At 71.2% G+C, this 22,008-nt stretch carries 16 protein-coding genes; 12 read left to right on the forward strand and 4 right to left on the reverse strand.

Features of this window, described 5'->3' with window-relative positions; genetic code table 11:
• Positions 1–264: 264 nt before the first annotated feature.
• Positions 265–1,845, forward strand: a complete 1,581-nt coding sequence (locus VIW71_RS06135; RefSeq protein ID WP_331620950.1) for an acyl-CoA mutase large subunit family protein — start codon at positions 265–267, stop codon at positions 1,843–1,845.
• A 125-nt stretch (positions 1,846–1,970) separates the two neighbouring features.
• On the opposite strand, the gene VIW71_RS06140 is transcribed toward VIW71_RS06135, so the two are convergent.
• Genes VIW71_RS06140 through VIW71_RS06150 form a run of 3 tightly spaced genes read right to left on the reverse strand, consistent with a single transcriptional unit; the run spans position 1,971 to position 5,601 of the window.
• Positions 1,971–3,152 (reverse strand): acyltransferase family protein, encoded by a 1,182-nt coding sequence (locus VIW71_RS06140; protein ID WP_331620951.1) that lies wholly within the window; start codon positions 3,150–3,152, stop codon positions 1,971–1,973.
• A complete protein-coding gene (locus VIW71_RS06145) occupies positions 3,149–4,510 on the reverse strand; it encodes a polysialyltransferase family glycosyltransferase (RefSeq protein WP_331620952.1) in 1,362 nt (453 codons plus the stop codon). Before VIW71_RS06145 ends, VIW71_RS06140 begins: the two co-directional genes overlap by 4 nt.
• Positions 4,510–5,601, reverse strand: coding sequence for a glycosyltransferase family 2 protein (locus tag VIW71_RS06150; protein WP_331620953.1), 1,092 nt, complete (start codon positions 5,599–5,601; stop codon positions 4,510–4,512). Before VIW71_RS06150 ends, VIW71_RS06145 begins: the two co-directional genes overlap by 1 nt.
• Before the next feature lie 281 nt (positions 5,602–5,882).
• Between VIW71_RS06150 and VIW71_RS06155 the strand changes: the two genes are divergently transcribed.
• The 4 genes from VIW71_RS06155 to VIW71_RS06170 all read left to right on the forward strand — a co-directional run bounded on the left by VIW71_RS06155 (position 5,883) and on the right by VIW71_RS06170 (position 10,952).
• Complete coding sequence (locus tag VIW71_RS06155) at positions 5,883–7,181, forward strand: DUF6716 putative glycosyltransferase (RefSeq protein ID WP_331620954.1); 1,299 nt, start codon at positions 5,883–5,885, stop codon at positions 7,179–7,181.
• Positions 7,182–7,296: 115 nt separating this feature from the next.
• Entirely contained in the window at positions 7,297–8,592 is a 1,296-nt protein-coding gene (locus VIW71_RS06160; protein WP_331620955.1) for an acylneuraminate cytidylyltransferase, read from the forward strand.
• Between the two features lie 41 nt (positions 8,593–8,633).
• Positions 8,634–9,587: an N-acetylneuraminate synthase family protein gene (locus VIW71_RS06165; protein WP_331620956.1), complete on the forward strand. Its 954-nt coding sequence runs from the start codon at positions 8,634–8,636 to the stop codon at positions 9,585–9,587.
• A 174-nt stretch (positions 9,588–9,761) separates the two neighbouring features.
• Positions 9,762–10,952: a hypothetical protein gene (locus VIW71_RS06170; RefSeq protein ID WP_331620970.1), complete on the forward strand. Its 1,191-nt coding sequence runs from the start codon at positions 9,762–9,764 to the stop codon at positions 10,950–10,952.
• 322 nt (positions 10,953–11,274) lie between these two features.
• On the opposite strand, the gene VIW71_RS06175 is transcribed toward VIW71_RS06170, so the two are convergent.
• Positions 11,275–12,414 carry a pyridoxal phosphate-dependent aminotransferase gene (locus VIW71_RS06175; protein ID WP_331620957.1) on the reverse strand — a complete coding sequence of 380 codons (1,140 nt, stop codon included), beginning with the start codon at positions 12,412–12,414 and terminating at the stop codon, positions 11,275–11,277.
• A 954-nt stretch (positions 12,415–13,368) separates the two neighbouring features.
• On the opposite strand from VIW71_RS06175, the gene VIW71_RS06180 reads away from it, so the two are divergent.
• The 7 genes from VIW71_RS06180 (at position 13,369) to VIW71_RS06210 (ending at position 21,908) form a co-directional block, all read left to right on the forward strand.
• Positions 13,369–14,526: a M20 family metallopeptidase gene (locus VIW71_RS06180; protein ID WP_331620971.1), complete on the forward strand. Its 1,158-nt coding sequence runs from the start codon at positions 13,369–13,371 to the stop codon at positions 14,524–14,526.
• A 155-nt stretch (positions 14,527–14,681) separates the two neighbouring features.
• Positions 14,682–15,707, forward strand: coding sequence for a BMP family lipoprotein (locus tag VIW71_RS06185; protein WP_331620958.1), 1,026 nt, complete (start codon positions 14,682–14,684; stop codon positions 15,705–15,707).
• Positions 15,708–16,041: 334 nt separating this feature from the next.
• A complete protein-coding gene (locus VIW71_RS06190) occupies positions 16,042–17,724 on the forward strand; it encodes an ABC transporter ATP-binding protein (RefSeq protein WP_331620959.1) in 1,683 nt (560 codons plus the stop codon).
• Positions 17,721–18,860: an ABC transporter permease gene (locus VIW71_RS06195; RefSeq protein WP_331620960.1), complete on the forward strand. Its 1,140-nt coding sequence runs from the start codon at positions 17,721–17,723 to the stop codon at positions 18,858–18,860. Before VIW71_RS06190 ends, VIW71_RS06195 begins: the two co-directional genes overlap by 4 nt.
• Positions 18,857–20,143, forward strand: coding sequence for an ABC transporter permease (locus tag VIW71_RS06200; protein ID WP_331620961.1), 1,287 nt, complete (start codon positions 18,857–18,859; stop codon positions 20,141–20,143). Before VIW71_RS06195 ends, VIW71_RS06200 begins: the two co-directional genes overlap by 4 nt.
• The gene (locus tag VIW71_RS06205; RefSeq protein WP_331620962.1) at positions 20,140–20,544 is read left to right on the forward strand and encodes a cytidine deaminase; all 405 of its coding nucleotides are present in this window, start codon (positions 20,140–20,142) and stop codon (positions 20,542–20,544) included. Before VIW71_RS06200 ends, VIW71_RS06205 begins: the two co-directional genes overlap by 4 nt.
• 83 nt (positions 20,545–20,627) lie before the next feature.
• Positions 20,628–21,908, forward strand: coding sequence for a thymidine phosphorylase (locus VIW71_RS06210; protein WP_331620963.1), 1,281 nt, complete (start codon positions 20,628–20,630; stop codon positions 21,906–21,908).
• Positions 21,909–22,008 lie beyond the last annotated feature (100 nt).

The raw sequence follows: 22,008 nt of genomic DNA on the forward strand, positions 1-22,008 counted from the left end.
TGCCGGAGATCTTCCGCGCACCGCCATCACCCTCCCCGTCGATCGGTCTTTGTCACCCTGTAGACACCCGCGGGGCCCACGGCGGTTGCGCCGACACGTGAGCTCGCGGGCTCCTGGACCAGCATGGGCCAAGAACCATGGGCGACACTGTGAGGAAGGTCCCAGCTCGACCCACTGCACGGCATGCATGCCGACCGCTACATTCCGTGTCGGCACCCCCACAGATTACCGTCCAGTAGCAGTCACTCAGCGGAGGCGTGACCCATGACGCGCGAGTCGGAATCCGGTCTGCCGATCGAACCTGTCTACGGTCCCGACGCCCTGACCGACTGGGATCCCGACGTCAAACTGGGCGTGCCCGGGGGGTACCCCTTCACCCGCGGCGTCTACCCGTCGATGTACACCGGCCGGCCCTGGACGATGCGCCAGTACGCGGGCTTCGGCACCGCCTCGGAGTCCAACGCCCGCTACCAGCAGCTCATCGCCCACGGCACGACGGGCCTGTCCGTCGCCTTCGACCTGCCCACCCAGATGGGGCACGACTCGGACGCGGCCATCGCACACGGCGAGGTCGGCAAGGTCGGCGTGGCGATCGACTCCATCGAGGACATGAAGGTGCTGTTCGACGGCATCCCGCTGGACAAGGTGTCCACGTCGATGACGATCAACGCACCCGCCGCGCTCCTGATGCTCCTCTACCAACTCGTCGGCGAGGAGCAGGGCGTCCCCGCGGACAAGCTCACCGGCACCGTCCAGAACGACGTGCTCAAGGAGTACATCGCCCGCGGCACGTACATCTTCCCGCCCAAGCCGAGCCTGCGGCTGATCGCGGACATCTTCGCGTACTGCAGGACCGAGATCCCCAGGTGGAACATGATCTCGATCTCCGGCTACCACATGGCGGAGGCCGGCGCCTCGCCCGCGCAGGAGATCGCCTTCACGCTCGCGGACGGCATCGAGTACGTGCGGACGGCCGTCGCCGCCGGGATGGACGTGGACGACTTCGCGCCGCGGCTGTCGTTCTTCTTCGTCTCCCGGACCACGATCCTGGAGGAGGTCGCCAAGTTCCGGGCGGCCCGGCGGATCTGGGCGCGGGTGATGCGCGAGGAGTTCGGCGCGAAGAACCCCAAGTCGCAGATGCTGCGGTTCCACACCCAGACCGCGGGCGTGCAGCTCACCGCCCAGCAGCCCGAGGTGAATCTGGTACGGGTCGCCGTACAGGGACTGGCTGCGGTGCTCGGCGGCACCCAGTCACTGCACACCAACTCCTTCGACGAGGCGATCGCGCTCCCCACGGACAAGTCGGCCCGGCTCGCGCTGCGTACGCAGCAGGTGCTCGCCTACGAGACGGACGTCACGGCCACGGTGGACCCGTTCGCGGGTTCGTACGTGGTCGAGAGGATGACCGACGAGGTGGAGGCGGCGGCCCTCGAACTGATGGCCAAGGTGGAGGAGTTGGGCGGCGCGGTCGCGGCGATCGAGCACGGCTTCCAGAAGTCCGAGATCGAACGGAACGCGTACCGGATCGCGCTGGCGACGGACGCGGGCGAGCGGGTCGTCGTCGGCGTCAACCGCTTCAAGCTGGACGAGGAAGAGCCGTACGAGCCGCTGCGGGTGGACCCGGCGATCGAGGCCCAGCAGGCGGAGCGCCTGGCCGCACTGCGCGCCGAGCGCGACCAGGCGGCGGTGGACGCGGCGCTCACCGCGATGCAGAAGGCGGCGCAGGGGACGGACAACGTGCTCCACCCGATGAAGGCCGCGCTGCGGGCCCGGGCGACGGTGGGCGAGGTGTGCAACGCGCTCCGCGAGGTGTGGGGGACGTACGTGCCCACTGACGCGTTCTGACCTGCGGTCGGCTCGCCGGACAGCGTTCCGGCCCGCGGTCGGCCCGACGGCCCGGGGGTGCGGTTGACAGCACCGCCGGGCCGTTCGCATCTGGTTGCCCGCCGTCGCGGCGGGCAGTCCCTGCCCTACCCCGCGGACGGGGGGCGCGACAGCACCCGCTTCAGGCGGGGCCCGAACGGCTTCTCCACCAGGCGGTTCAGCAGCCAGGCGAGGACCAGCATGACCAGCACGGTGACCGCGAAGACCACGGCGTCCGGGAGGCTGGTCCGGTGGTGGAGCTTGTCGATGGCGACCCAGCCCAGGTGCTCGTGGACCAGGTAGAAGGGGTACGTGAGGGCGCCCGCGGTGGTCAGCCAGCCCCAGTTGACGCGGGAGATCCACGGCACCAGCGTCACCGCGGCGACCGCGAGGAAGCCCAGGGCGACCACCGCGATCACACCGAACTGCGACCGGTGGTGGAAGACGTGCATGTGGGCGGGGGCCACCAGGTCCTGGACCGCGTAGCGCTGGCCGAGCAGGAAGCCGACCGCGACCACGCCCCACGACAGCGCGTCGTGACCGAAGCGGTAGATCAGGTAGAGGCCCATGCCGCCGATGAAGAAGGGCGCGTAGCTCGGCATCAGGGCGAGCTGGAGGAAAGGCTCGTCGGAGGAGTCGGCGTACAGCGCGCCGGCCGTCCACAGCGCGCAGAAGACCAGCACCCGCTGCCGGGTGGCACCCGGCAGCACCACGCACAGCGCGAACAGCAGGTAGAACCGCATCTCGGCCCAGAGCGTCCAGTCCACCCCGAGTACCCGCTCGGCGCCGGCCGGCATGTGCAGCATGGTGAAGTTGGCGAGCAGGTCGGTGTTGGAGACCCGCTGGTAGCCGGCGACCGCGAAGACCGCGGTGACCAGGACCAGCGCGGCCCAGTACGCGGGGTACAGGCGGGTGACCCGGGAGATCGTGAAGTCCTTCAGGCCGCGGCCCCAGCCGCTCATGCAGATCACGAAGCCGCTGATGACGAAGAAGATCTGCACGCCGAGCGGGCCGTAGGAGAACGCGCCCGACAGGCTCGGGAACACCTCCTTCGGCGACTGGCCCCACGAGTGGGCGACGGCGCCGTCACGACCGGCGTAGTGGTACGCGCAGACCATCAGGGCGGCGACCAGCCGCAGCCCGTCCAGGGCGCGAAGCCGTCCCCGCGTCCGGCCTTCGGCCTTGGGCGCGGGCGGCGGGGCGGTGGCGGCCTCCGGCAGTGGCTGCGCGGCGGCGGAAACGTCCCGCCCGGCCGACTCACCTGCGGGCGCGGGGACGTGCAGACTCATCCCAGTGCGGCTTTCTTGAAGGCGCGGGCGCGGCGGGCCACCCGGCGGACGGTTCGGTTGCGGGGCACGAACGCCAGCCGCGCCGGAACCGCGCCCGGCAGGCCGAGCGAGGTGAGACGGCGCCGCTTGAAGTACGGCCAGGAGTCCGCGGTGAGGTTCGCCGCCAGCCACGCCACCGCCTCGTCCCGGAGCTGCGGGTAGGCCCTGGCCTGCATGCAGTAGCCCACCGTCCGCACCAGCGGCGTCAGTTCGGCGGCCACCCGCTCCGGCGTCGGCGGCGCCCAGGCCCGTACGGCGGCGGCGTCGGACAGCTCCGGCAGCAGGGCGTGCACGATGGTGACCGGTATCCGGTTGCTGTTCTGATACGGCGACAGGCGCTCCAGCAGCAGCTTGGTACCGGCGCGGGCGACCGGGACGCCGTACAGCGCGGACGCGGTGAGCAGCGCCGTGGAGAAGCACCCGGCCACCAGCGCCGGGCGGGCCCTCTGGTAGACGACCTCGGCCAGTACCGGGGTGTTGAGGACGGTCAGCCGGGCGCCGAGGCGTTCGGCCTCGGCCTTGAGCGGCTTCGTCCAGTGCGCGGGCGCGGTCGGGTGCGGCTTGAAGACGATCTCCTTGTGCCCGAGAGCGGCGGCGCCGCGCACCAGCGACAGGTGCAGCTCCTCCTCCTCGGCGGCGGTGATCAGCCCGAGCGCGGACAGATACTGGCCGAGCAGCAGCGCGCCGCCCTCGGGCACGCCGGCCAGGTCCTCGTCGGCGTCCGCGGACGCCTCGGCGACCTCGGCGAGCACCTTGGCGAACGCCTCGGTCGGCACCACCTCGGACGGCACACCGTGCTCGCTGAGCAGCAGAGGGCGCAGCCCTGGCACCAGGTCGAGGTGGAGCAGCCGGTCGATGCGGGTGTCCACCAGCGCGCCCAGCTTGTTGCGGGTCGGGCCGTACGACATCAGGCCGTCGGCGTAGACCGTCAGCGGCGCGCCCTGGAAGACCCTCGCCACCGCGAGGGCCGGCTCGACCTGGATGGACTCCACGATCAGTTCGATCTGGTCGTCGCCGAGGTTCCACAGCATGCGCACGTAGCGTTCCCACATGGGCACGTCGTCGGCGCGCGGGGACCAGCCGCCCGGGTGCAGCGGGTGGATCGCCTCGTTCCACGACACCAGGCCGTCGAAGCGGGAGCGCAGCGCCGCGAAGCCGGGGGCCTCGTCCAGCGGCGGGGTGATCTCCGGGATCGCGGCGTTGTTGCTGACCACCAGCAGGCGGCGGTCGGCGGCGGTGAAGGAGCCGGCGTCCACGGCGGCCGCGAGGGTGGCCGCGCCGTAGAGCGTGGAGGCGAGGAAGAGCTGGGTGCGGGCCATCACGCGACCGCCCCTTCGTTGTCGCGGGCTTCGAGGTCGTCGTCGGTGCCCGCCTCGGCGACCGCGCGCTTGGACGCCGGTACGGGCGGGGGCGGCGCGGTGCTCGCGGAGCCCGGATCGTCGTCGCGGGCAGGCAGCCGCCAGCGCAGCCGCCGTATCCGGGAGCTGCGCTCCACGTCCATCGCGTCCAGCGCGTCGGCGAGCACGTCCTGCGGCAGTTGGCGCAGCGCGGTGGCGCACATCGACTTCAGCTTGCGGGCCACGGCCGGCTCGAACCGTTCGATCTGGCCGAGGTGGTGGGCGATGATCGCGCAGTACGTGCGGACCGCCTTGGGCAGGAACCGGTCGGCTTCCGGGTCCGTGGCGACCTCGGCGATGACCTGGTCGAAGCTGCGGATGAAGTCCAGTTGGCGGACATCGCCGATCTGGGTGAGCGAGGTGGCCACCCCGCGTCGGTAGAAGATGCCCATCAGCCCCGAGGCCACCGCGAAGGTCGACGCCTCGCGGTGCAGCCGCCAGATCCACGGGCGGTCCTCGGCGGTGCGCAGCCCGTCGGGGAAGTGCAGCAGCCCGGCGTCGACCAGCCGGCGGTGGTAGATCCCGGCCCACGCGTACGGGTAGTCCACGGAGGTGGAGCGCTCGGCGGGGAGAATCGCCTCACGGGCTTTCAGCGGCACGCCCCGGCGGCCGTGCGGAACCCGAATGACATTGCGCACCTTGCCGGTGCACTGCACGTGGTCCACCCTGACGAAGTCGGTGTCGACCTCCTCGATGGCCGCCACCAGCTGGGAGAGATAACCGGGGGCGTACCAGTCGTCGCCGTCCAGGAACGTCAGGTACTCGCCGCGGGCGGCGTCGATGCCGGTGTTGCGCGCCGTGGCCAGGCCGCCGTTGGCCTCGTGCCGCACCAGACGGGCGCCGTCCAGCCCGTCCAGCCCTTGTTCCAGGAGCCGTGGAGTCTGGTCGGTGGAAGCGTCGTCCACCAGGACGAACTCGAAGTCGGCACGGACGTTGGCTTGGAGGCTGCGCAGTGTGTCGGGTACGAACTGCTGCACATTGAAAAAGGGCACGATGACGGAGAGCTTGACCACCCGCCGTACATTAAGGTGCCGCTCGTCTTTTGACTATCCGCCCAGCTTACAAGTGGGTAACCGCGAGATCACGAGGCCGCGCCCCCAGTTCATGAGACCATCGTTCGACCGGCCGGACGCCGACACGGACGCAGCCGGTGGTGAAGCTGGCAGCGGACCCTGAAGTGGATCATGAATGAAGCCTGAGAATCGTGCCGTTCGGGCAACTGGCGGTTGTTTGTTTACCTCCAGTTGCACAGAAGTTAGTGCGCAGCATGCAACTACTTCCTATCGTCGGCGTCGTGCGCACTCGTGAGGCCGGCCCGTTGCGGGTCACCGTCATAGCCGACTCGGACACCCGGTGGAAGTGGGGCGCGCTGACCGCGCGTCGGCTCGACCCCGATGCCCGTCTCGATGCGCGCCTGCTGCGGGGCAGGGCCACGCCCACCCCCCGCCAACTGGCCGAACTGGGCATTCCCGCCGATTCCATGACCGAGCAGACCGCGGCGGAGATCCTCGCCGGGACCGACGAGACCTCCTGCGACGTGGTGATCATCTCCTGTGTCGGCGGCACCGTGCAGGCGCTGCTGCACGGCTTCGCCCGCGCCTGGGAGGGCCGTCCCGTGCGCCCGGTCGTGGTGACCGGCTACGTCGGCGTCGTATACGAAAAACTCGCCGACGGGCTGCTGCTGCGCGCCGGAGCCGATGTCGTACTCGCCAACAGCGCGGACGACGCCCAGCGGTTCCGCGATGTGTACGACGGTGTGGGATATCCCACAGGGAGCATCGCCGAGACCGCGCTGCCCTTCCTCGGCGGGGACCGCTACCGGCCCGACACCGAGCGGCCGTTCACCGTCACCTTCGCCGTGCAGCCGTCGGTGCCCGAAGGCCGCGCGGATCGGACGCACTTGTTGCGGCGGACCGTGGAGCACGCCCGCCGGCACCCCGACCGCGAGGTGCTGGTCAAGCTGCGCAGCAAGCCGGGCGAGCACACCACGCACATCGAGGAGAACCCGTACCAGAAGCTGGTGGCCGCCCTCGACCCGCCGGACAACCTGTCGCTGGTCTACGGCAACATGGGAGAGGTGCTCGACCGAACCGACCTGCTGGTGACCGTCAGCTCCACCGCCGCGCTGGAGTCGCTGCACCGCCGGATACCCACCGCGATCCTCACCGATCTGGGTATCCGCGAAGCCCTCGGCAACCACCACTTCCTCGGTTCCGGCTGCTACGCCTCGTGGGACGAACTCGACGACGGACACCTGCCGCACGCCGACCCGTTGTGGACCGCCGCGCACGGCGTGGCGAGCGCCGAGCCGTACGCTGCGCTGCGCTCCCGGGTCACCGCGCTGCTGGCCGAGCCCGAACTGCCGCGGCTGAGCCCGTACTACACATCGCGCACCGCTCCGGGGTATCTTCCCGGCGTCCTCGCCCGGCACGGCCTCGACCCCAAGGGCGAACCGGCCGCCGGGCTCGCACCGCGTGAGGCGGGCCCGGTACGCAAGGCGGTACGCGAACTCGTACGCAACTCCGCCCGCACCGCCTACCGCCAGGGTGTGCAGCGCGTCGCCCCCGCCATCCGACGCTGGGGGCAGCTGTGAGGGGGGCCGCGCCGCTGCTCACGAACCGACCCGCGCCAGGCGCGGCACGGCCGTCCGTGCCGGACGCGGGCCGCACGCCCGCGGCGTCCGCGCCCGCAACGACAGGAGTCACCCGATGAACGACCCGGCCCCGCAAGCGCCGGCTTCGCCGCCGGCCACAGCCGGCATCGCCGCTTCCGTGGCGGCGGCCCCCGCGAGCCAGGAGCGGGGTGCCGCCAGGCCCTCGGTGCTCGCCGTCATACCCGCCCGCGGCGGGTCCAAGGGCGTGCCCGGCAAGAACCTGGCGCCGGTCGGCGGAATCCCGCTGGTCGCCCGGGCGGTACGGGCCTGCGTCGGCGCGCGCCGCGTCACCGCCGTGGTGGTGTCCACCGACGACCCGTCCATCGCCGAGGTCGCGCGCTCGGCCGGCGCCGAGGTCGTGCTGCGCCCGGTCGCCATCGCCGGTGACACCGCCACCAGCGAGGCCGCCGTGCTGCACGCGATGGACGCGCACGAGGCGATGAGCGGCACGGCCGCCGAGGTGGTGCTGCTCGTCCAGTGCACCAGCCCGTTCATCACCAGCAAGGAGATCGACGGCGTGGTCGCCGCGGTCACCGAGGAGGGCGCGGACACGGCGCACACCGTGGCGCCCTTCCACGGCTTCATCTGGCGGGACGCGGCGGAGGCCGGCGCGCCCGCGTCGGCCGGCGGTGCGGGCGTCAACCACGACAAGTCCACCCGGCCGCGCCGCCAGGACCGCCCGCAGGACCTGCTGGAGACCGGCGCCGCGTACGCGATGCGCGCCGACGGCTTCCGCACCGCGGGGCACCGGTTCTTCGGCCGTACCGCACTGGTGCGCACCGACCCCGCACGGGTCCTGGAGATCGACGAACCCGCCGATCTGGAACGGGCCCGCGCGCTGGCCCCGCTGCTCGACGCGGCGGCGGCCACCCCGACCCGCGACGACATCGACGCGGTCGTACTGGATTTCGACGGCACCCAGACCGATGACCGCGTGCTGATCGATTCCGACGGACACGAGACCGTCACCGTGCACCGCGGTGACGGTCTCGGGATCGCGGCACTGCGCCGCGCGGGACTGCCCGTCCTCATCCTGTCCACCGAGACCAACCCGGTCGTCGCCGCACGGGCCCGTAAGCTTCAGGTTCCCGTGCTGCACGGCATCGACCGCAAGGACCTCGCGCTCAAGCAGTGGTGCGAGGAGAACGGCATCGCGCCGGAGCGGGTGCTCTACGCCGGCAACGACGTCAACGACCTGGGCTGCTTCGCCCTGGTCGGCTGGCCCGTCGCCGTCGCCGGAGCCCATGACGTGGTACGTGCCTCGGCACGCGCCATCACCACGGCCCACGGCGGCCACGGGGCGATCCGTGAGATCGCCGCCTGGCTGCTCGGACCCACGCTGGCCCGCTGACCACTCCCCATCAGTCCCGAATCATTAAGGAACACCACCCCGTGACGACCTTCCCGGCATCTCTCCCCGCCAACCTCCGCGCCGTCGGCTCCCGCCACATCGGCAACGGCCAGCCCGTGTACATCACCGGTGAGATAGGCATCAACCACAACGGCGACCTGGAGAACGCGTTCGCCCTGATCGACGCGGCCGTCGCCGCGGGCTGCGACGCGGTCAAGTTCCAGAAGCGGACCCCGGAGATCTGCACCCCGCGCGACCAGTGGGACATCGAGCGCGACACCCCGTGGGGCCGGATGACGTACATCGACTACCGCCATCGCGTGGAGTTCGACGAGGACGGCTACCGGGCGATCGACGAGTACTGCCGCAAGCGCGGCATCGACTGGTTCGCCTCCCCGTGGGACGTGCCGTCCGTCGAGTTCCTGGAGAAGTTCGACGTGCCGTGCCACAAGGTGGCCTCCGCGTCGCTCACCGACGACGACCTGCTGCGCGCGCTGCGTGCCACGGGCCGTACCGTCATCCTCTCCACCGGTATGTCCACGCCCAAGCAGATCCGCCACGCGGTGGAGGTGCTCGGCAGCGACAACATCGTGCTGTGCCACGCCACGTCGACGTACCCGGCCAAGCACGAGGAGCTCAACCTGCGCATGATCAACACGCTGCAGTCCGAGTACCCGAACGTGCCGGTCGGCTACTCCGGCCACGAGGTCGGCCTGCAGACCACGCTGGCCGCCGTCGCCCTCGGCGCGGTCTTCGTGGAGCGCCACATCACCCTGGACCGCGCCATGTGGGGCTCGGACCAGGCCGCTTCGGTCGAGTCCCAGGGCCTGGAGCGCCTGGTCCGCGACATCCGCATCATCGAGACCTCCCTCGGTGACGGCGTGAAGCGGGTCTACGAGGGCGAGCTGGGCCCGATGGCGAAGCTGCGCCGCGTGCCCGGCGTCGTCGCCGAGGCGGAGGCGGCCGCGGCCGGCTCCAAGACCGCGTCGGTCTGACCACGCGGTGGGCGCCGGAGATCAGCAGGCCCTACGCATGAGCGGGGAACCGTGGCCGAGGACTCGCGCGTGAGCGAGAACACAGGCGAGGGCGCGGGTGCGGCCGGTGCCGTCGTCGGCAGCGGTGCCGGGAACCCGCGCGTGACCGGGGACAGGGACGACAAGGACGAAGCGATGACCGACAGGCCCGCGCCCGCGACGGGCGGGACGTCCGTACCGGGCACGGGGGCGGTCGCTCTGGTGGAGTCACCCGTCCAGCTCCTCAACGTCCTGGAGTGGGCGCATGCGCACCCGCCCGCCGTACCCCGGCTCCCCGCCGCCCGCGACGGCCGTGACGGCCGCGCGGCGGAGGGGGCCGGGGGCGCCTCGGGTGCTCCGGCCCCCGAGGCCCCGGCTGCGCGACCGTTGACCGTCGTGGTGCTGTCGCCCGCCGACCCCACCAGCCGCGACCAGGTGCGCCGGATGGCCGAACTCGCCCGGGACGAGGGCGTGGTGGTCCGCTGGTTCGAGGCGCGCGGCGGCCGCGGCGGCCTGCTGCGTACCGCCTTGGCGCTCGCGCCGCTGCTCGTGCGGGTCAAGCGGTTGGTGATCGGCGATCCGTTCTCCCGCCTGGTCCAGGTGCTGCTGCCGCTGTGCCGGGCCAAGGAGCTCGTCGTGGTGGACGACGGCACGGCCACCATGGAGTTCACCGAGATACTGACCAACGGCGGCCGGCTGGTGCGCTGGCACCGCAGCGGGCGCCGCAGGTCCCCGGTGGACGCCGCCTTCGGGCTCTTCGCGTCCTCGGCCCGCCGCCGGCTGACCCCCGGAAAACGGCGCCGTATCGAGCTGTTCAGCGCGATGCCCGCCACCCCGCCGGCCGGCATGGCGCTGCGGACCAACCGGTTCGCCTGGACCCGCAGCCGTTTCGGACCGCCGGACATCCTGCCCGGTACCGACCTGATCGGCACCTCCCTGGTGGAGACCGGTGTGGTCGACCCCGAGCGCTACTTCACGGTCGTCCGTTCGCTGGCCGAACAGCACGGCGCCACGCGCTATTTCGCGCACCGCCGGGAGGCCGCGGAGAAGCTGCACCGCCTCGCCGAGGAGACCGGTCTGGAGATCGTGCGGCCCGAACTGCCCCTGGAACTGGTCGCCCGCCGCGGGCCGGTCGGCCGGACCGTACTGTCCTTCCCGTCCACCGTCGTGCACACCCTGCCGCTGGCCCTGGCCGACACGCAGGTGCACATCGTGGTGTGCGACATCGACCAGGAGTGGCTGACCTCGGCCGCCTCGCCGCGCGCCCACACCTTCCTGTCCGGCATCACGCACACCGCCCGCGACCTGCACGGGCTGCCGGCCGCGGACGAACCGAGCCCGGCGTAGGGGCGTGACCCCGCAGTCCGGCCGTGCGCCGGCGGCGTCCCCGAGCGGTGGTGCCCTGTTCGCCCGGCGGCAAGGCGGGCGGGGGGCGGCCCGGGCGCGGTCCGAGGCGTCGCCGCCCCCCGCGCGGTCCGCGGCGCACCGCCCCTGTCCGGGGCACCCGGCCGGCCCCGCGGGGTGCGGGCCCGATCGCCTCAGTCCCGCAGCGACGCGGTGTCGATCACGAGCCGGCACCGTCCATCGCGGCCGGCACCCGCTCGTACGCCTGGCGGCGCCCGTGCGGTGACCGCGTCCGGGCCCGCCCGCCGCTTCCGCTCCCGGCGCTTCAGGGGCGGGGGAGCCGGCCGAGGGCTGTCAGCAGAGGACCGGTTTTCCCCGCGGCGCAGATGCGTATCCATCCCTCGCCCGCCGCGCCGAACGCCACGCCCGGAGCCACCGCGACGCGCTGCTCGACGAGGAACTTCTCCGCCCAGGCCGAGACGTTTCCCTCGTCGGCGTGGGACACGTCGATCCAGAGGTAGAACGCGCCTCCTGGCCGCTGGTAGCGGATGCCCAGCTCGTCGAGCAGCGCGCACGCCGCCTCGATGTTCCGCCGGTAGCGTTCGCGGGCGGCGGTCACATGGCTCTGGTCACCTTCGAGGGCGGCGACCGCAGCCATCTGTGCGGGTGCGTTCACGCAGCTCACGATGGACTCCTGCGCGGCACGGAAGGTGTTCGCGATGCCGGTCGGAGTCACGAGGTAGCCGACACGCGCGCCGGTGAGGGCGTATGTCTTGGACAGCGAGTAGACGCCGAAGACCCGGTCGTCGGCGTCCAGGCTCGCCAGGCTCACGTGCCGAGCGCCGAAGGTGAAGTACTCGTACACCTCGTCACTGATGACCCACAGGTCGTGGCGGGCGGCGAAGGCCAGCAGCCCGCGCAGGAGATCCGGCCCGTAGACGACGCCGAGCGGGTTCGAAGGGCTGTTGACGAGCAGCACCCTGGTGCGGGGGGTGACGAGTCGGTCCAGCTGCTCGACGTCGGGTTCGAATCCGCCGTCCGGCGTGAGCGGGTAGGGCACGGGGACCGCGCCGAGGAGGCGTGGCGCCATGGTGAACGTGGCGTAGCCCGGGTCGGGGATCAGGATCTCGTCGCCCGGGGCGAGTGTCAGCGACATGGCCATGTGGAGCGCTTGGGCGCCGCCGGCGGTTACGTGCACCTGGTCGCCGGAGACCAGGTAGTGGTTGTCGCGCCGCAGTTTGGCGGCGATCGCTGTGCGCAGGAGCGCGATGCCGTCGTTGGGGGTGTAGTGCGTGACGTCGTCGTTCCACGCCTGCGCGCCGGCGTCGAGGATGTGGCGGGCGACGGGCAGTTCGGGCTCACCGACGCTGAGCGCGATGATGTCGTCGAGTTCAGCGGCCATCTCGAAAATGCGGCGGATGCCGGACGGTGGAACGGACAGCGCATTTTCGGACAGTCTGGGCACTGCGGCCTCCTGATCTGCGGGGTTCTGGGGTCGGGCCACCGGGCGGCGAGGTGGAAGCTGGGGTGGGCGTGCGGCAAGGGGCCGTACGTGTCTGCGTCACCGGCATCGACGGCCTCAGGCGATGCCACGTGTTCCCGGGCCGCCCGGTCGATCGGCGGGATTCTCCCAGACCCGGGACATGCCGGCGGCTCTCTCCGTCGCCGGAAGTCCCGCTGAAGCGTTTCGCGGCACGCGCCATGCGGGCCGGTCACCCCGGCCGCGACGTCCGCCGGAGCCCACCCGCCACCCGGCGGGTCGAGCGGGCGCTCACCCGACTCGTCGTCCGGGGCCGGTCGCCTGTCCCGCAGTCGTCGGCCGGGGTGACCGTCAGCGACCATCCGCGAAAGGCAGGCTCCGGCCGGACCGCGCGGTCACCGCCGAGCACGCCGCACCCCTGTTCGCCGGGACCGACCCCGCGCGCCGGGAAAGCGTACGGACCCCGCCGGGGCGGCACCGCATAACCGGGGCGCGAATGGTGAGGCGAATCACAGGGGCACCCCGCGGGAGACGATCGCACACACGGGCGCAACATGAGGGCCCTAAGCTATGGGGTCTCGCGGGTGCGGCCGGATGGGCGGCGCTGGCTCGCGACGCGGCGCTCGTTGAGCGACTATGGGTGGCAACAGGCCCGGAACCCCAAAAGGGTGGGCATACCCTCGAGGATGATCCGGTATGTGCCGATCGGGCGACTACTTCTCCTCCCGCAGCGCCTAAATTTTCCAGATCAGGTAAGAGGAGCAGCTCGTGGGGCATACCCTGACTGAGGTGAACGACTCACCCGCCGCGCCGTCCGGCGCGTTGTCCGAGAACGCGCAGGCCGCGCCGTCCGCCACCAGGGACGCCAAGAGCGCCAAGAACGCCAAGGACAGTGACGCCGCGTCGTCCGAGGGCGAGGACGCGGACCGACGTGTCGCCGTGGTCACCCCCGAGCTCCACGCCGAGCTCATCGCCTTCCGCCGTGATCTGCACCGCCACCCCGAGCTGGGACGGCAGGAGTTCCGAACCACGGAGAAGGTGCGGGTCAGGCTCGAACAGGCCGGGCTCAGCCCCAGGGTACTGCCCGCCGGGACCGGACTGCTCTGCGACATCGGTCCCGACGACCCGGAGCGCGGACGGCTCGCGCTGCGGGCGGACCTGGACGCGCTGCCGGTGCCGGACCCCAAGACGGTGGAGTACCGCTCGACGGTCGAGGGTCGCGCCCACGCCTGCGGACACGACGTGCACACCAGCATCGTGCTCGGCGCCGGGCTGGTGCTCGCCGACCTGGCCCGTGCGGGCAAGCTGCGCAGGCCGGTGCGGCTGGTCTTCCAGCCGGCCGAGGAGATCATGCCGGGCGGCGCGCTGGACCTGGTGAAGGCCGGTGCGCTGAACGGGGTGGAACGTATCCTCGCCGTGCACTGCGACCCCAAGGTCGAGGTCGGGAAGATCGGGGTGCGGCAGGGCGCGATCACCTCCGCGGCCGACAAACTCAAGCTCGTCCTGGACGGTCCCGGCGGCCACAGCGCCCGCCCGCACCTGACCACCGACCTCGTGATGGCCGCCGCCAAGCTCGCCACCGAACTTCCGGCCGCGCTGACCCGGCGGGTCGATCCGCGGTCCGGGCTGAGCATCGTATGGGGCCGTTTCCAGGCCGGGCACGCGGCGAACGTCATCCCCCAGCACGCCGAGCTCGAAGGCACTGTCCGCTGCCTGGACCTGGCCGCCTGGCACGACGCGCCCGACCTCGTCCACGAGATCATCGACCAGGTGGCCACGATCTACCGGGCCAAGTGCGAGATCACCTACCAGCGCGGCGTGCCGCCGGTGGTGAACGAGGCGTTGTCCGTGGAACTGCTGCGGGACGCGATGACCGCGCGTTACGGTGCCCACGCGGTGGAGGACACCGAGCAGAGCCTGGGCGGCGAGGACTTCTCCTGGTATCTGGAGCATGTACCGGGTGCGCTGGCGCGGCTGGGCGTACGCTCACCGGGCGACACGACCAAGAAGGACCTGCACCAGGGCGACTTCGACGTGGACGAGAACGCCATCGCGGTCGGGGTGGAACTGTTCACGGCGGCTGCACTGCTGTCCTGACACGGGGTGAGCCGATCGCTACGGTCGATTCACCTGGCCGAAATGCGTCGATCCGGTAACGGGTCTTCATTCGGTCTTTACGTGACATCTACGCGCGTTAAGCTCCCGCGTAGCCAGCGCCGGAACGGGGCGCTTCCGACCTGAAGGGGACCCTCTTGCGCCGGGTATCCAAGATCGCTGCCGTGGGTGTGGTGTCCGCGGCTCTCGCGTTGACCGCGACCGCGTGCGGCAGCAGTTCCTCGGGCAGTGACAAGGCCAAGGGCGCCGCTCTGGCATACGACGTCGGCGGGCGCGGCGACCACTCCTTCAACGACTCCGCGGCCCGCGGCCTGGACAAGGCGGTCAAGGAGTTCGGCCTGGAGGCCAAGGAGCAGACCGCGACCAACGGTGAGACCCAGTCCGACCGCGAGCAGCGCCTGGACCTGCTGGCCGGGGCCGGCTACAACCCGGTCATCGCGGTCGGCTTCACCTACGGCGAGGCCGTCGCCAAGATAGCCAAGAAGTACCCCGACACCACGTTCGGCCTGGTCGACTCCGTGGTGGACTCGCCCAACGTCGACAGCATGGTGTTCGCCACCGAGCAGAGCTCGTACCTCGCCGGTGTGGCCGCCGCGCTGAAGACCAAGACCGGCAAGGTCGGCTTCATCGGCGGTGTGCACAACACCCTGATCGGCACCTTCGACGCCGGCTTCGCGCAGGGTGTCCGCGACACCAAGCCGTCGGTGAAGGTCACCTCCCAGTACCTGTACGAGACCGACACCAAGGGCTTCAACGACCCGACGTCGGCCACCGGCAAGGCCAACGGCATGCTCGACAGCGGCATCGACGTGATCTACACCGCGGCGGGCCTGTCCGGCGACGGTTCGATCCAGGCGGTGGCCGCCAAGGAGGGTGCCTGGGCCATCGGCGTCGACTCCGACCAGTACGAGGACCCGGCGCTGGTGAAGTACAAGGACCACATCCTCACCTCCGCGATCAAGAACGTGGACGTGGCCACGTACGACCTGATCAAGTCCGTGCAGGACAAGAAGCCGAAGACCGGTACCAACGCGTACGACCTGAGCACCGGCGGTGTGTCGCTCTCCACCACGGGCGGCTTCATCGACGACATCAAGGCGCAGATAGACGCGGCCAAGCAGAAGATCGCGTCGGGTGAGATCAAGGTCAGCACGACCCCGTGACATCCGCTGCGTAAGGCTTCGAACAGCACGCTGCCCGCCCGGTCCGGGTTCCGGGGAGCGAGCACGGAATACGGTCAACGAGGCTCGGCGGGGGTGCTGACGCGCACCCGCGCCGAGCCTCGGCCCTAATCGAGACTCGCGGCCCGGACGATCCCGGCCCCCGCGCCCCGACGTCAGCGGCGGCCCGCACTCCGGCCCTCCGGACGGCTCGGGAGACCGGCCGGTGACCGGTGCCCGTCCCGGCCGACGTCGACCCGGTATCCGTCCCGGACCGTCGCCCGACCCACGGGTTCGCACCCAGCGGCGGCAACGCCAAGGAATCCGAGCGCAACGAATGGCTGAACCTACGCGCGTAGATTGGCTGTTCCGCGATACGTTCACCCCCACCGCCCGACCGCCCGAGCCTTTCCGACGAGGAGAGTGCGCCATCAACGCGTCCACGAGTCCACCCGCCGTCCAACTGCGCGGCATCACCAAACGGTTCCCCGGCGTCGTCGCCAACCACGACATCGACATCACCGTGCGCGGCGGCACCGTGCACGCCCTCGTGGGCGAGAACGGCGCCGGCAAGTCCACCCTGATGAAGATCCTCTACGGCATGCAGAAGCCGGACGAGGGCACCATCGCCGTCGGTGGCGAGACCGTCACCTTCCACGACCCCGGCGACGCCATCGCCCGCGGCATCGGCATGGTGCACCAGCACTTCATGCTCGCCGACAACCTGACCGTGCTGGAGAACGTCGTCCTCGGCAGCGAGAAGCTGTACGGGATCGGCGGCCGGGCCCGCGCCAAAATCATGGAGATCTCCGACGCGTACGGCCTCGGTGTCCGGCCGGACGCCCTGGTGGAGGACCTGGGCGTCGCCGACCGCCAGCGGGTGGAGATCCTCAAGGTCCTCTACCGCGGCGCCCGAATCCTCATCCTCGACGAGCCGACCGCCGTCCTGGTCCCCCAGGAGGTCGACGCGCTCTTCGACAACCTGCGGGGGCTGAAGGCCGAGGGTCTGACCGTCATCTTCATCTCGCACAAGCTCGGTGAGGTGCTGTCGGTCGCCGACGTGATCACCGTCATACGACGCGGCACCACCGTCGGTGACGCCGATCCCCGCACCACCACCACCAAGCAGCTCGCCGAGCTGATGGTCGGCAGCGAACTCCCGTCCCCGGAGACCCGCGAATCCACCGTCACCACCGAGCCGATGCTCACCGTCGAAGGGCTGCGGCTGGCCGCGACCGACCCGGACGGCGTCGAGCGCACCGTGCTGGACGACATCGGCTTCACCATCCACAAGGGCGAAGTGCTGGGCATCGCCGGCGTCGAGGGCAACGGCCAGGCCGAACTGGTCGAGGCGATCATGGGCATGCGCATACCGGACGCCGGCTCGCTCGTCCTGGACGGCCGGGACATCTCGCACACACCGACCCGGCGCCGCCGCGAGGGAGGCATCGGCTACATTCCCGAGGACCGGCACCGGCACGGCCTGCTGCTGGAAGCGCCGCTGTGGGAGAACCGTATCCTCGGCCACGTCACCGAACGCCCCAACAGCCGCGGCTTCCTGATCGACCCGGCCGCGGCCCGCCGCGACACCGAGCGGATCGTCCGCGAGTACGACGTCCGTACACCCGGTATCGAGGTCACCGCGGCCTCGCTGTCCGGCGGCAACCAGCAGAAGCTGATCGTCGGCCGCGAGATGAGCCACCTGCCGAAGCTGCTGATCGCCGCGCACCCCACCCGGGGCGTGGACGTCGGCGCCCAGGCCCAGATCTGGGACCAGATCCGCGAGGCCCGACGCGAGGGCCTGGCGGTGCTGCTGATCTCCGCCGACCTGGACGAGCTGATCGGTCTGTCCGACACGCTGCGGGTCATGTACCGCGGCCGGCTGGTCGCCGACGCCGATCCGGCCACCATCACCCCGGAGGAGTTGGGCTCGGCGATGACCGGCGCTGCCTCCGGGCACCTGGAGCACGAGGCCGGGACAGCCGGTCAGTCCGCGGGACCCGGGGGAGAGGACCGATGAAGAAGTTCGACAAGGACCGGCTGGTCCTGGGGATCGCCGCGCCCGTACTCGCCGTGCTCGGCGCGCTGGCCGTCACCGCCCTGGTACTGCTGGCCACCGGCAAGGAGCCGTTCCACGCGTTCGGCGTGATGGTGGAGTACGGCAGCAAGACCGACAGCCAGGTCTACATCCTCAACAAGGCCACCACGTACTACCTGGCCGGCCTGGCCGTCGCGATCGGCTTCCGGATGAACCTGTTCAACATCGGGGTCGACGGCCAGTACCGGCTCGCCGCGTTCTTCGCCGCCGCGGCCGGCGGCGCCATGTCGATCCCCGGCGTCATCCAGATCCCGGTCATCATCCTCACCGCGATGGCGGTCGGCGCGGCCTGGGCGGCCATCGCCGGCGTCCTCAAGGTGACCCGGGGCGTCAGCGAGGTCATCTCCACGATCATGCTGAACGCCATCGCGGGCATCGTGATCGGCTACTTCCTGCAAGGCGGCCGGCTCGGCGTGGTCGACAAGAGCGCCAACATGGTCTCCACCAAGCCGCTGCCGCCCTCCAGCCATCTCTTCAACTTCTCCACCTCCACCGATCCGGTGGTCGGCTTCATCGTCTTCGCGGTGCTGGCCGGCGTCCTGTACTGGTTCGGCCTGTCCCGCACCCGCTTCGGCTTCGACCTGCGGGCGGTCGGCCGCTCGGAGTCCGCCGCCGAGGCGAGCGGCGTCAGCGTCAAGCGGATGGTGGTCACCAGCATGCTGATCTCCGGCGCCATGGCCGGCCTGGTCGGCATGCCCACCCTGCTCAACCAGTCGTACGAGTACGGCACCGACTTCCCCACCGGCATCGGCTTCACCGGCATCGCTGTCGCCCTGCTCGGCCGCAACAACCCGGTCGGCATCGCGGTCGGCGCCCTGCTGTGGGCGTTCCTCGAACGGTCCTCCAACGGCCTGGAGTTCGAGGGCTACGACAAGGAGATCGTCGGCGTCATCCAGGGCGTCATCGTCCTCGCCGTGGTGATCGCGTACGAACTCGTACGCCGCTACGGCCTCACCCGGCAGCAGCGCCAGGTCGGCGCGGAACTCGCGGCGGCCGGTGCAGGTTCCGGCCACGAAGCCGGCCCCGGCTCCGAAGACAAGCAGGAGGTGACGGCGTGACTGCCACCGCTACCCAGACCCCGCCGCCGGCCGCGCCCCGCGTGGCCGAAGGCAACCGCGGCCGGATCAGGTTCACCCTCCCGGTGATCCTGCTGATGATCTCCGCGGCCCTGATCGTGATCGCCGCGGTACGGGCCATCACCGGTGCCGACGACATCACCTCCTCCGGACAGATCGCCGGCGCCCTGTCCGGAGCCGTCCCCATCGGCCTGGCGGGCCTGGCCGGCCTGTGGTCGGAACGCGCCGGTGTGGTCAACATCGGCCTTGAGGGCATGATGATCCTCGGCACGTTCTTCGGCGCGTGGGCCGGCTGGCAGACCAGTCCGTGGCTCGGCGTGCTGGTCGGCGTCCTCGGCGGCGCGGCCGGCGGCCTGGTGCACGCCATCGTCACCGTCACCTTCGGCGTCGACCACATCATCGCCGGTGTCGCGATGAACATCCTGGCCGCAGGCGTCACCGCGTACCTCGCCAAGCGCTGGTTCAACGTCGGTGAGGCGGCACAGAAGGGCGGCAGCCCCAAGCAGTCCCCGCCGATGGGCGACATCCAGGACTTCACGGTGCCGGGCCTGTCCGACTGGCTCAACTCGCTGGAGGAGCACCACTGGTTCCTCGTCTCCGACCTGGCCGGCATCGTCGGCGGCCTGGTCACCGACGTCTCCGCGCTCACCCTGCTCGCGCTGGCGCTCTTCGTCGTCACGTTCTTCGTGCTGTGGCGCACGCCGTTCGGCCTGCGGCTGCGGTCCTGCGGTGAGAACCCGGTCGCGGCGGAGTCCCTGGGCGTGAACGTGTACACGTACAAGTACCTGGCCGTGATCATCTCCGGTGGGCTCGCCGGGCTCGGCGGGGTCTTCCTCGCCATCGGCACGCACTTCTATCTCGCCGGGCAGACCGGCGGACGCGGCTACATCGGCCTGGCCGCGATGATCTTCGGCAACTGGCGGCCGGGCGGACTCGCCGTGGGCGCGGGGCTCTTCGGTTACGCGGACAGCCTCCAGCTCCGCAACGGCAGCCCCTCGGTCCACGCGCTGCTGCTCCTGCTGGCACTGCTGCTGCTCGCCATGGCCGCCTGGAAGTTCTACCGCGGCTCGCGCGTCGCGGCGGCCGTCGCCCTCGGCTTCGCGGTCCTGCTGTCCCTCTGGTACGCGATCACCGACACGGTGCCGCAGCAGGTCGTCCAGGCGACGCCGTACGTCGCGACGCTGCTCGTCATGGGCCTGTCCGCACAGCGGCTGCGCATGCCCAGGGCGAACGGAATCCCGTACCGGAAGGGAGAGGGGGCGTGACCCCGCCGGCCGCCCCGGTGGACTGGGAGGCCCTGCGCCGCGCCGCCCGGGATGTGATGGAGCGGGCGTACGCGCCCTACTCCCGCTTCCCGGTCGGCGCCGCCGCGCTCGTCGACGACGGGCGGGTCGTGGTCGGCTGCAACGTCGAGAACGCGGCGTACGGGGTCGCCCTGTGCGCGGAGTGCGGCCTCGTCTCGGCCCTGCACGCCTCCGGAGGCGGTCGGCTGACCCACTTCACCTGCGTGGACCTGCGGGGCGACCTGCTGATGCCGTGCGGACGGTGCCGACAGCTGCTCTGGGAGCACGGCGGCCCGGAGCTGCTGGTCGAGACGGCCCGTGGCGTGCGGCCGATGCGGGAGATGCTGCCGGACGCGTTCGGGGTGGAGGACCTGGACCGCTGAGTGTTGGGTGGTGGGTAGCAGGGGCGCGCCGGGCACGGGGTGGTGCCGGCTCGACCGTTGGTCACTGATCGGTAAGGAATTCCATGGACGTCATTTCCGTCATCCGTACGAAGCGGGACCGCGGTCGGCTCAGCGACGAGCAGATCGACTGGGTGATCGACGCGTACACGCGGGGCGTGGTCGCCGACGAGCAGATGTCCGCGCTCGCCATGGCCGTCCTCCTCAACGGCATGGACCGCGCGGAGATCGCCCGCTGGACCGCGGCGATGATCAATTCCGGTGAGCGGATGGACTTCTCCCGCCTGGCCCGCCCCACCGCCGACAAGCACTCCACCGGCGGCGTCGGCGACAAGATCACGCTGCCGCTGGCCCCCGTGGTGGCGGCCTGCGGTGCCGCCGTCCCCCAGCTCTCCGGCCGCGGCCTCGGCCACACCGGTGGCACCCTCGACAAGCTGGAGTCCATCCCGGGGTGGCGGGCGTCCCTGTCGAACGAGGAGATGTTCGGCGTCCTCGACGACGTGGGCGCGGTGATCTGCGCCGCGGGTGACGGGCTCGCCCCGGCCGACAAGAAGCTGTACGCGCTCCGCGACGTCACGGGCACCGTCGAGTCGATTCCGCTGATCGCCTCCTCGATCATGTCCAAGAAGATCGCCGAGGGCACGGGCGCGCTCGTCCTCGACGTCAAGGTCGGCTCCGGCGCGTTCATGAAGTCGCTCGACGACGCGCGGGAGTTGGCCACCACGATGGTGGGCCTCGGCACCGACCACGGCGTACGCACGGTGGCGCTGCTGACCGACATGTCGGTGCCGCTGGGCTTGACGGCCGGCAACGCGCTCGAAGTACGCGAGTCGCTGGAGGTACTGGCCGGCGGCGGGCCCCCGGACGTGGTCGAGCTCACGGTGGCGCTGGCCCGGGAGATGCTGGACGCGGCGGGGCTGCGGGACGCGGATCCGGCGAAGGCGCTGGCGGACGGGTCGGCGATGGACGTGTGGCGCCGCATGGTCATCGCGCAGGGCGGTGACCCGGAGGCGGAGTTGCCCGTCGCGCGCGAGAAGCATGTTCTGGTGGCCCCGGAGTCGGGCACCCTCACGGCGCTGGACGCGTACGCGGTGGGGGTGGCGGCGTGGCGGCTCGGTGCGGGGCGGGCGCGCAAGGAGGACGCGGTGCAGGCGGGGGCGGGGGTGGAGCTCCACGCGAAGCCGGGGGACGCGGTGGTGGCGGGGCAGCCGCTCCTTACGCTGCACACGGACACACCGGAGAAGTTCGGGTACGCGGAGGAGGCGTTGACGGGGGCGTTCACGGTGACGGAGGGAGCTTCCTCCGCTTTCGCGGGCACGCCGATCGTCCTGGACCGTATTTCCTGAGACGGTTTTGCGGGGTGCGGGGTGCGGGGTGCGGCCGGGCGCCGGGGCCTGCGGGAGAGGGGTCCGAGACTGCATATGTACGGCCCGTTGCCGGCACTTC

Source organism: Streptomyces sp. (assembly GCF_036524955.1).
In the GTDB taxonomy this organism is placed as follows: domain Bacteria; phylum Actinomycetota; class Actinomycetes; order Streptomycetales; family Streptomycetaceae; genus Actinacidiphila.

Excerpts from the sequence above, each read along its gene's own strand:
- VIW71_RS06135 (WP_331620950.1), top strand. The coding sequence starts at position 265 with ATGACGCGCGAGTCGGAATCCGGTCTGCCGATCGAACCTGTCTACGGT.
- VIW71_RS06170 (WP_331620970.1), top strand. The coding sequence starts at position 9,762 with ATGACCGACAGGCCCGCGCCCGCGACGGGCGGGACGTCCGTACCGGGC.
- VIW71_RS06145 (WP_331620952.1), bottom strand. The coding sequence starts at position 4,510 with ATGGCCCGCACCCAGCTCTTCCTCGCCTCCACGCTCTACGGCGCGGCC.
- VIW71_RS06190 (WP_331620959.1), top strand. The coding sequence starts at position 16,042 with ATGGCTGAACCTACGCGCGTAGATTGGCTGTTCCGCGATACGTTCACC.
- VIW71_RS06140 (WP_331620951.1), bottom strand. The coding sequence starts at position 3,152 with ATGAGTCTGCACGTCCCCGCGCCCGCAGGTGAGTCGGCCGGGCGGGAC.
- VIW71_RS06210 (WP_331620963.1), top strand. The coding sequence starts at position 20,628 with ATGGACGTCATTTCCGTCATCCGTACGAAGCGGGACCGCGGTCGGCTC.
- VIW71_RS06195 (WP_331620960.1), top strand. The coding sequence starts at position 17,721 with ATGAAGAAGTTCGACAAGGACCGGCTGGTCCTGGGGATCGCCGCGCCC.
- VIW71_RS06160 (WP_331620955.1), top strand. The coding sequence starts at position 7,297 with ATGAACGACCCGGCCCCGCAAGCGCCGGCTTCGCCGCCGGCCACAGCC.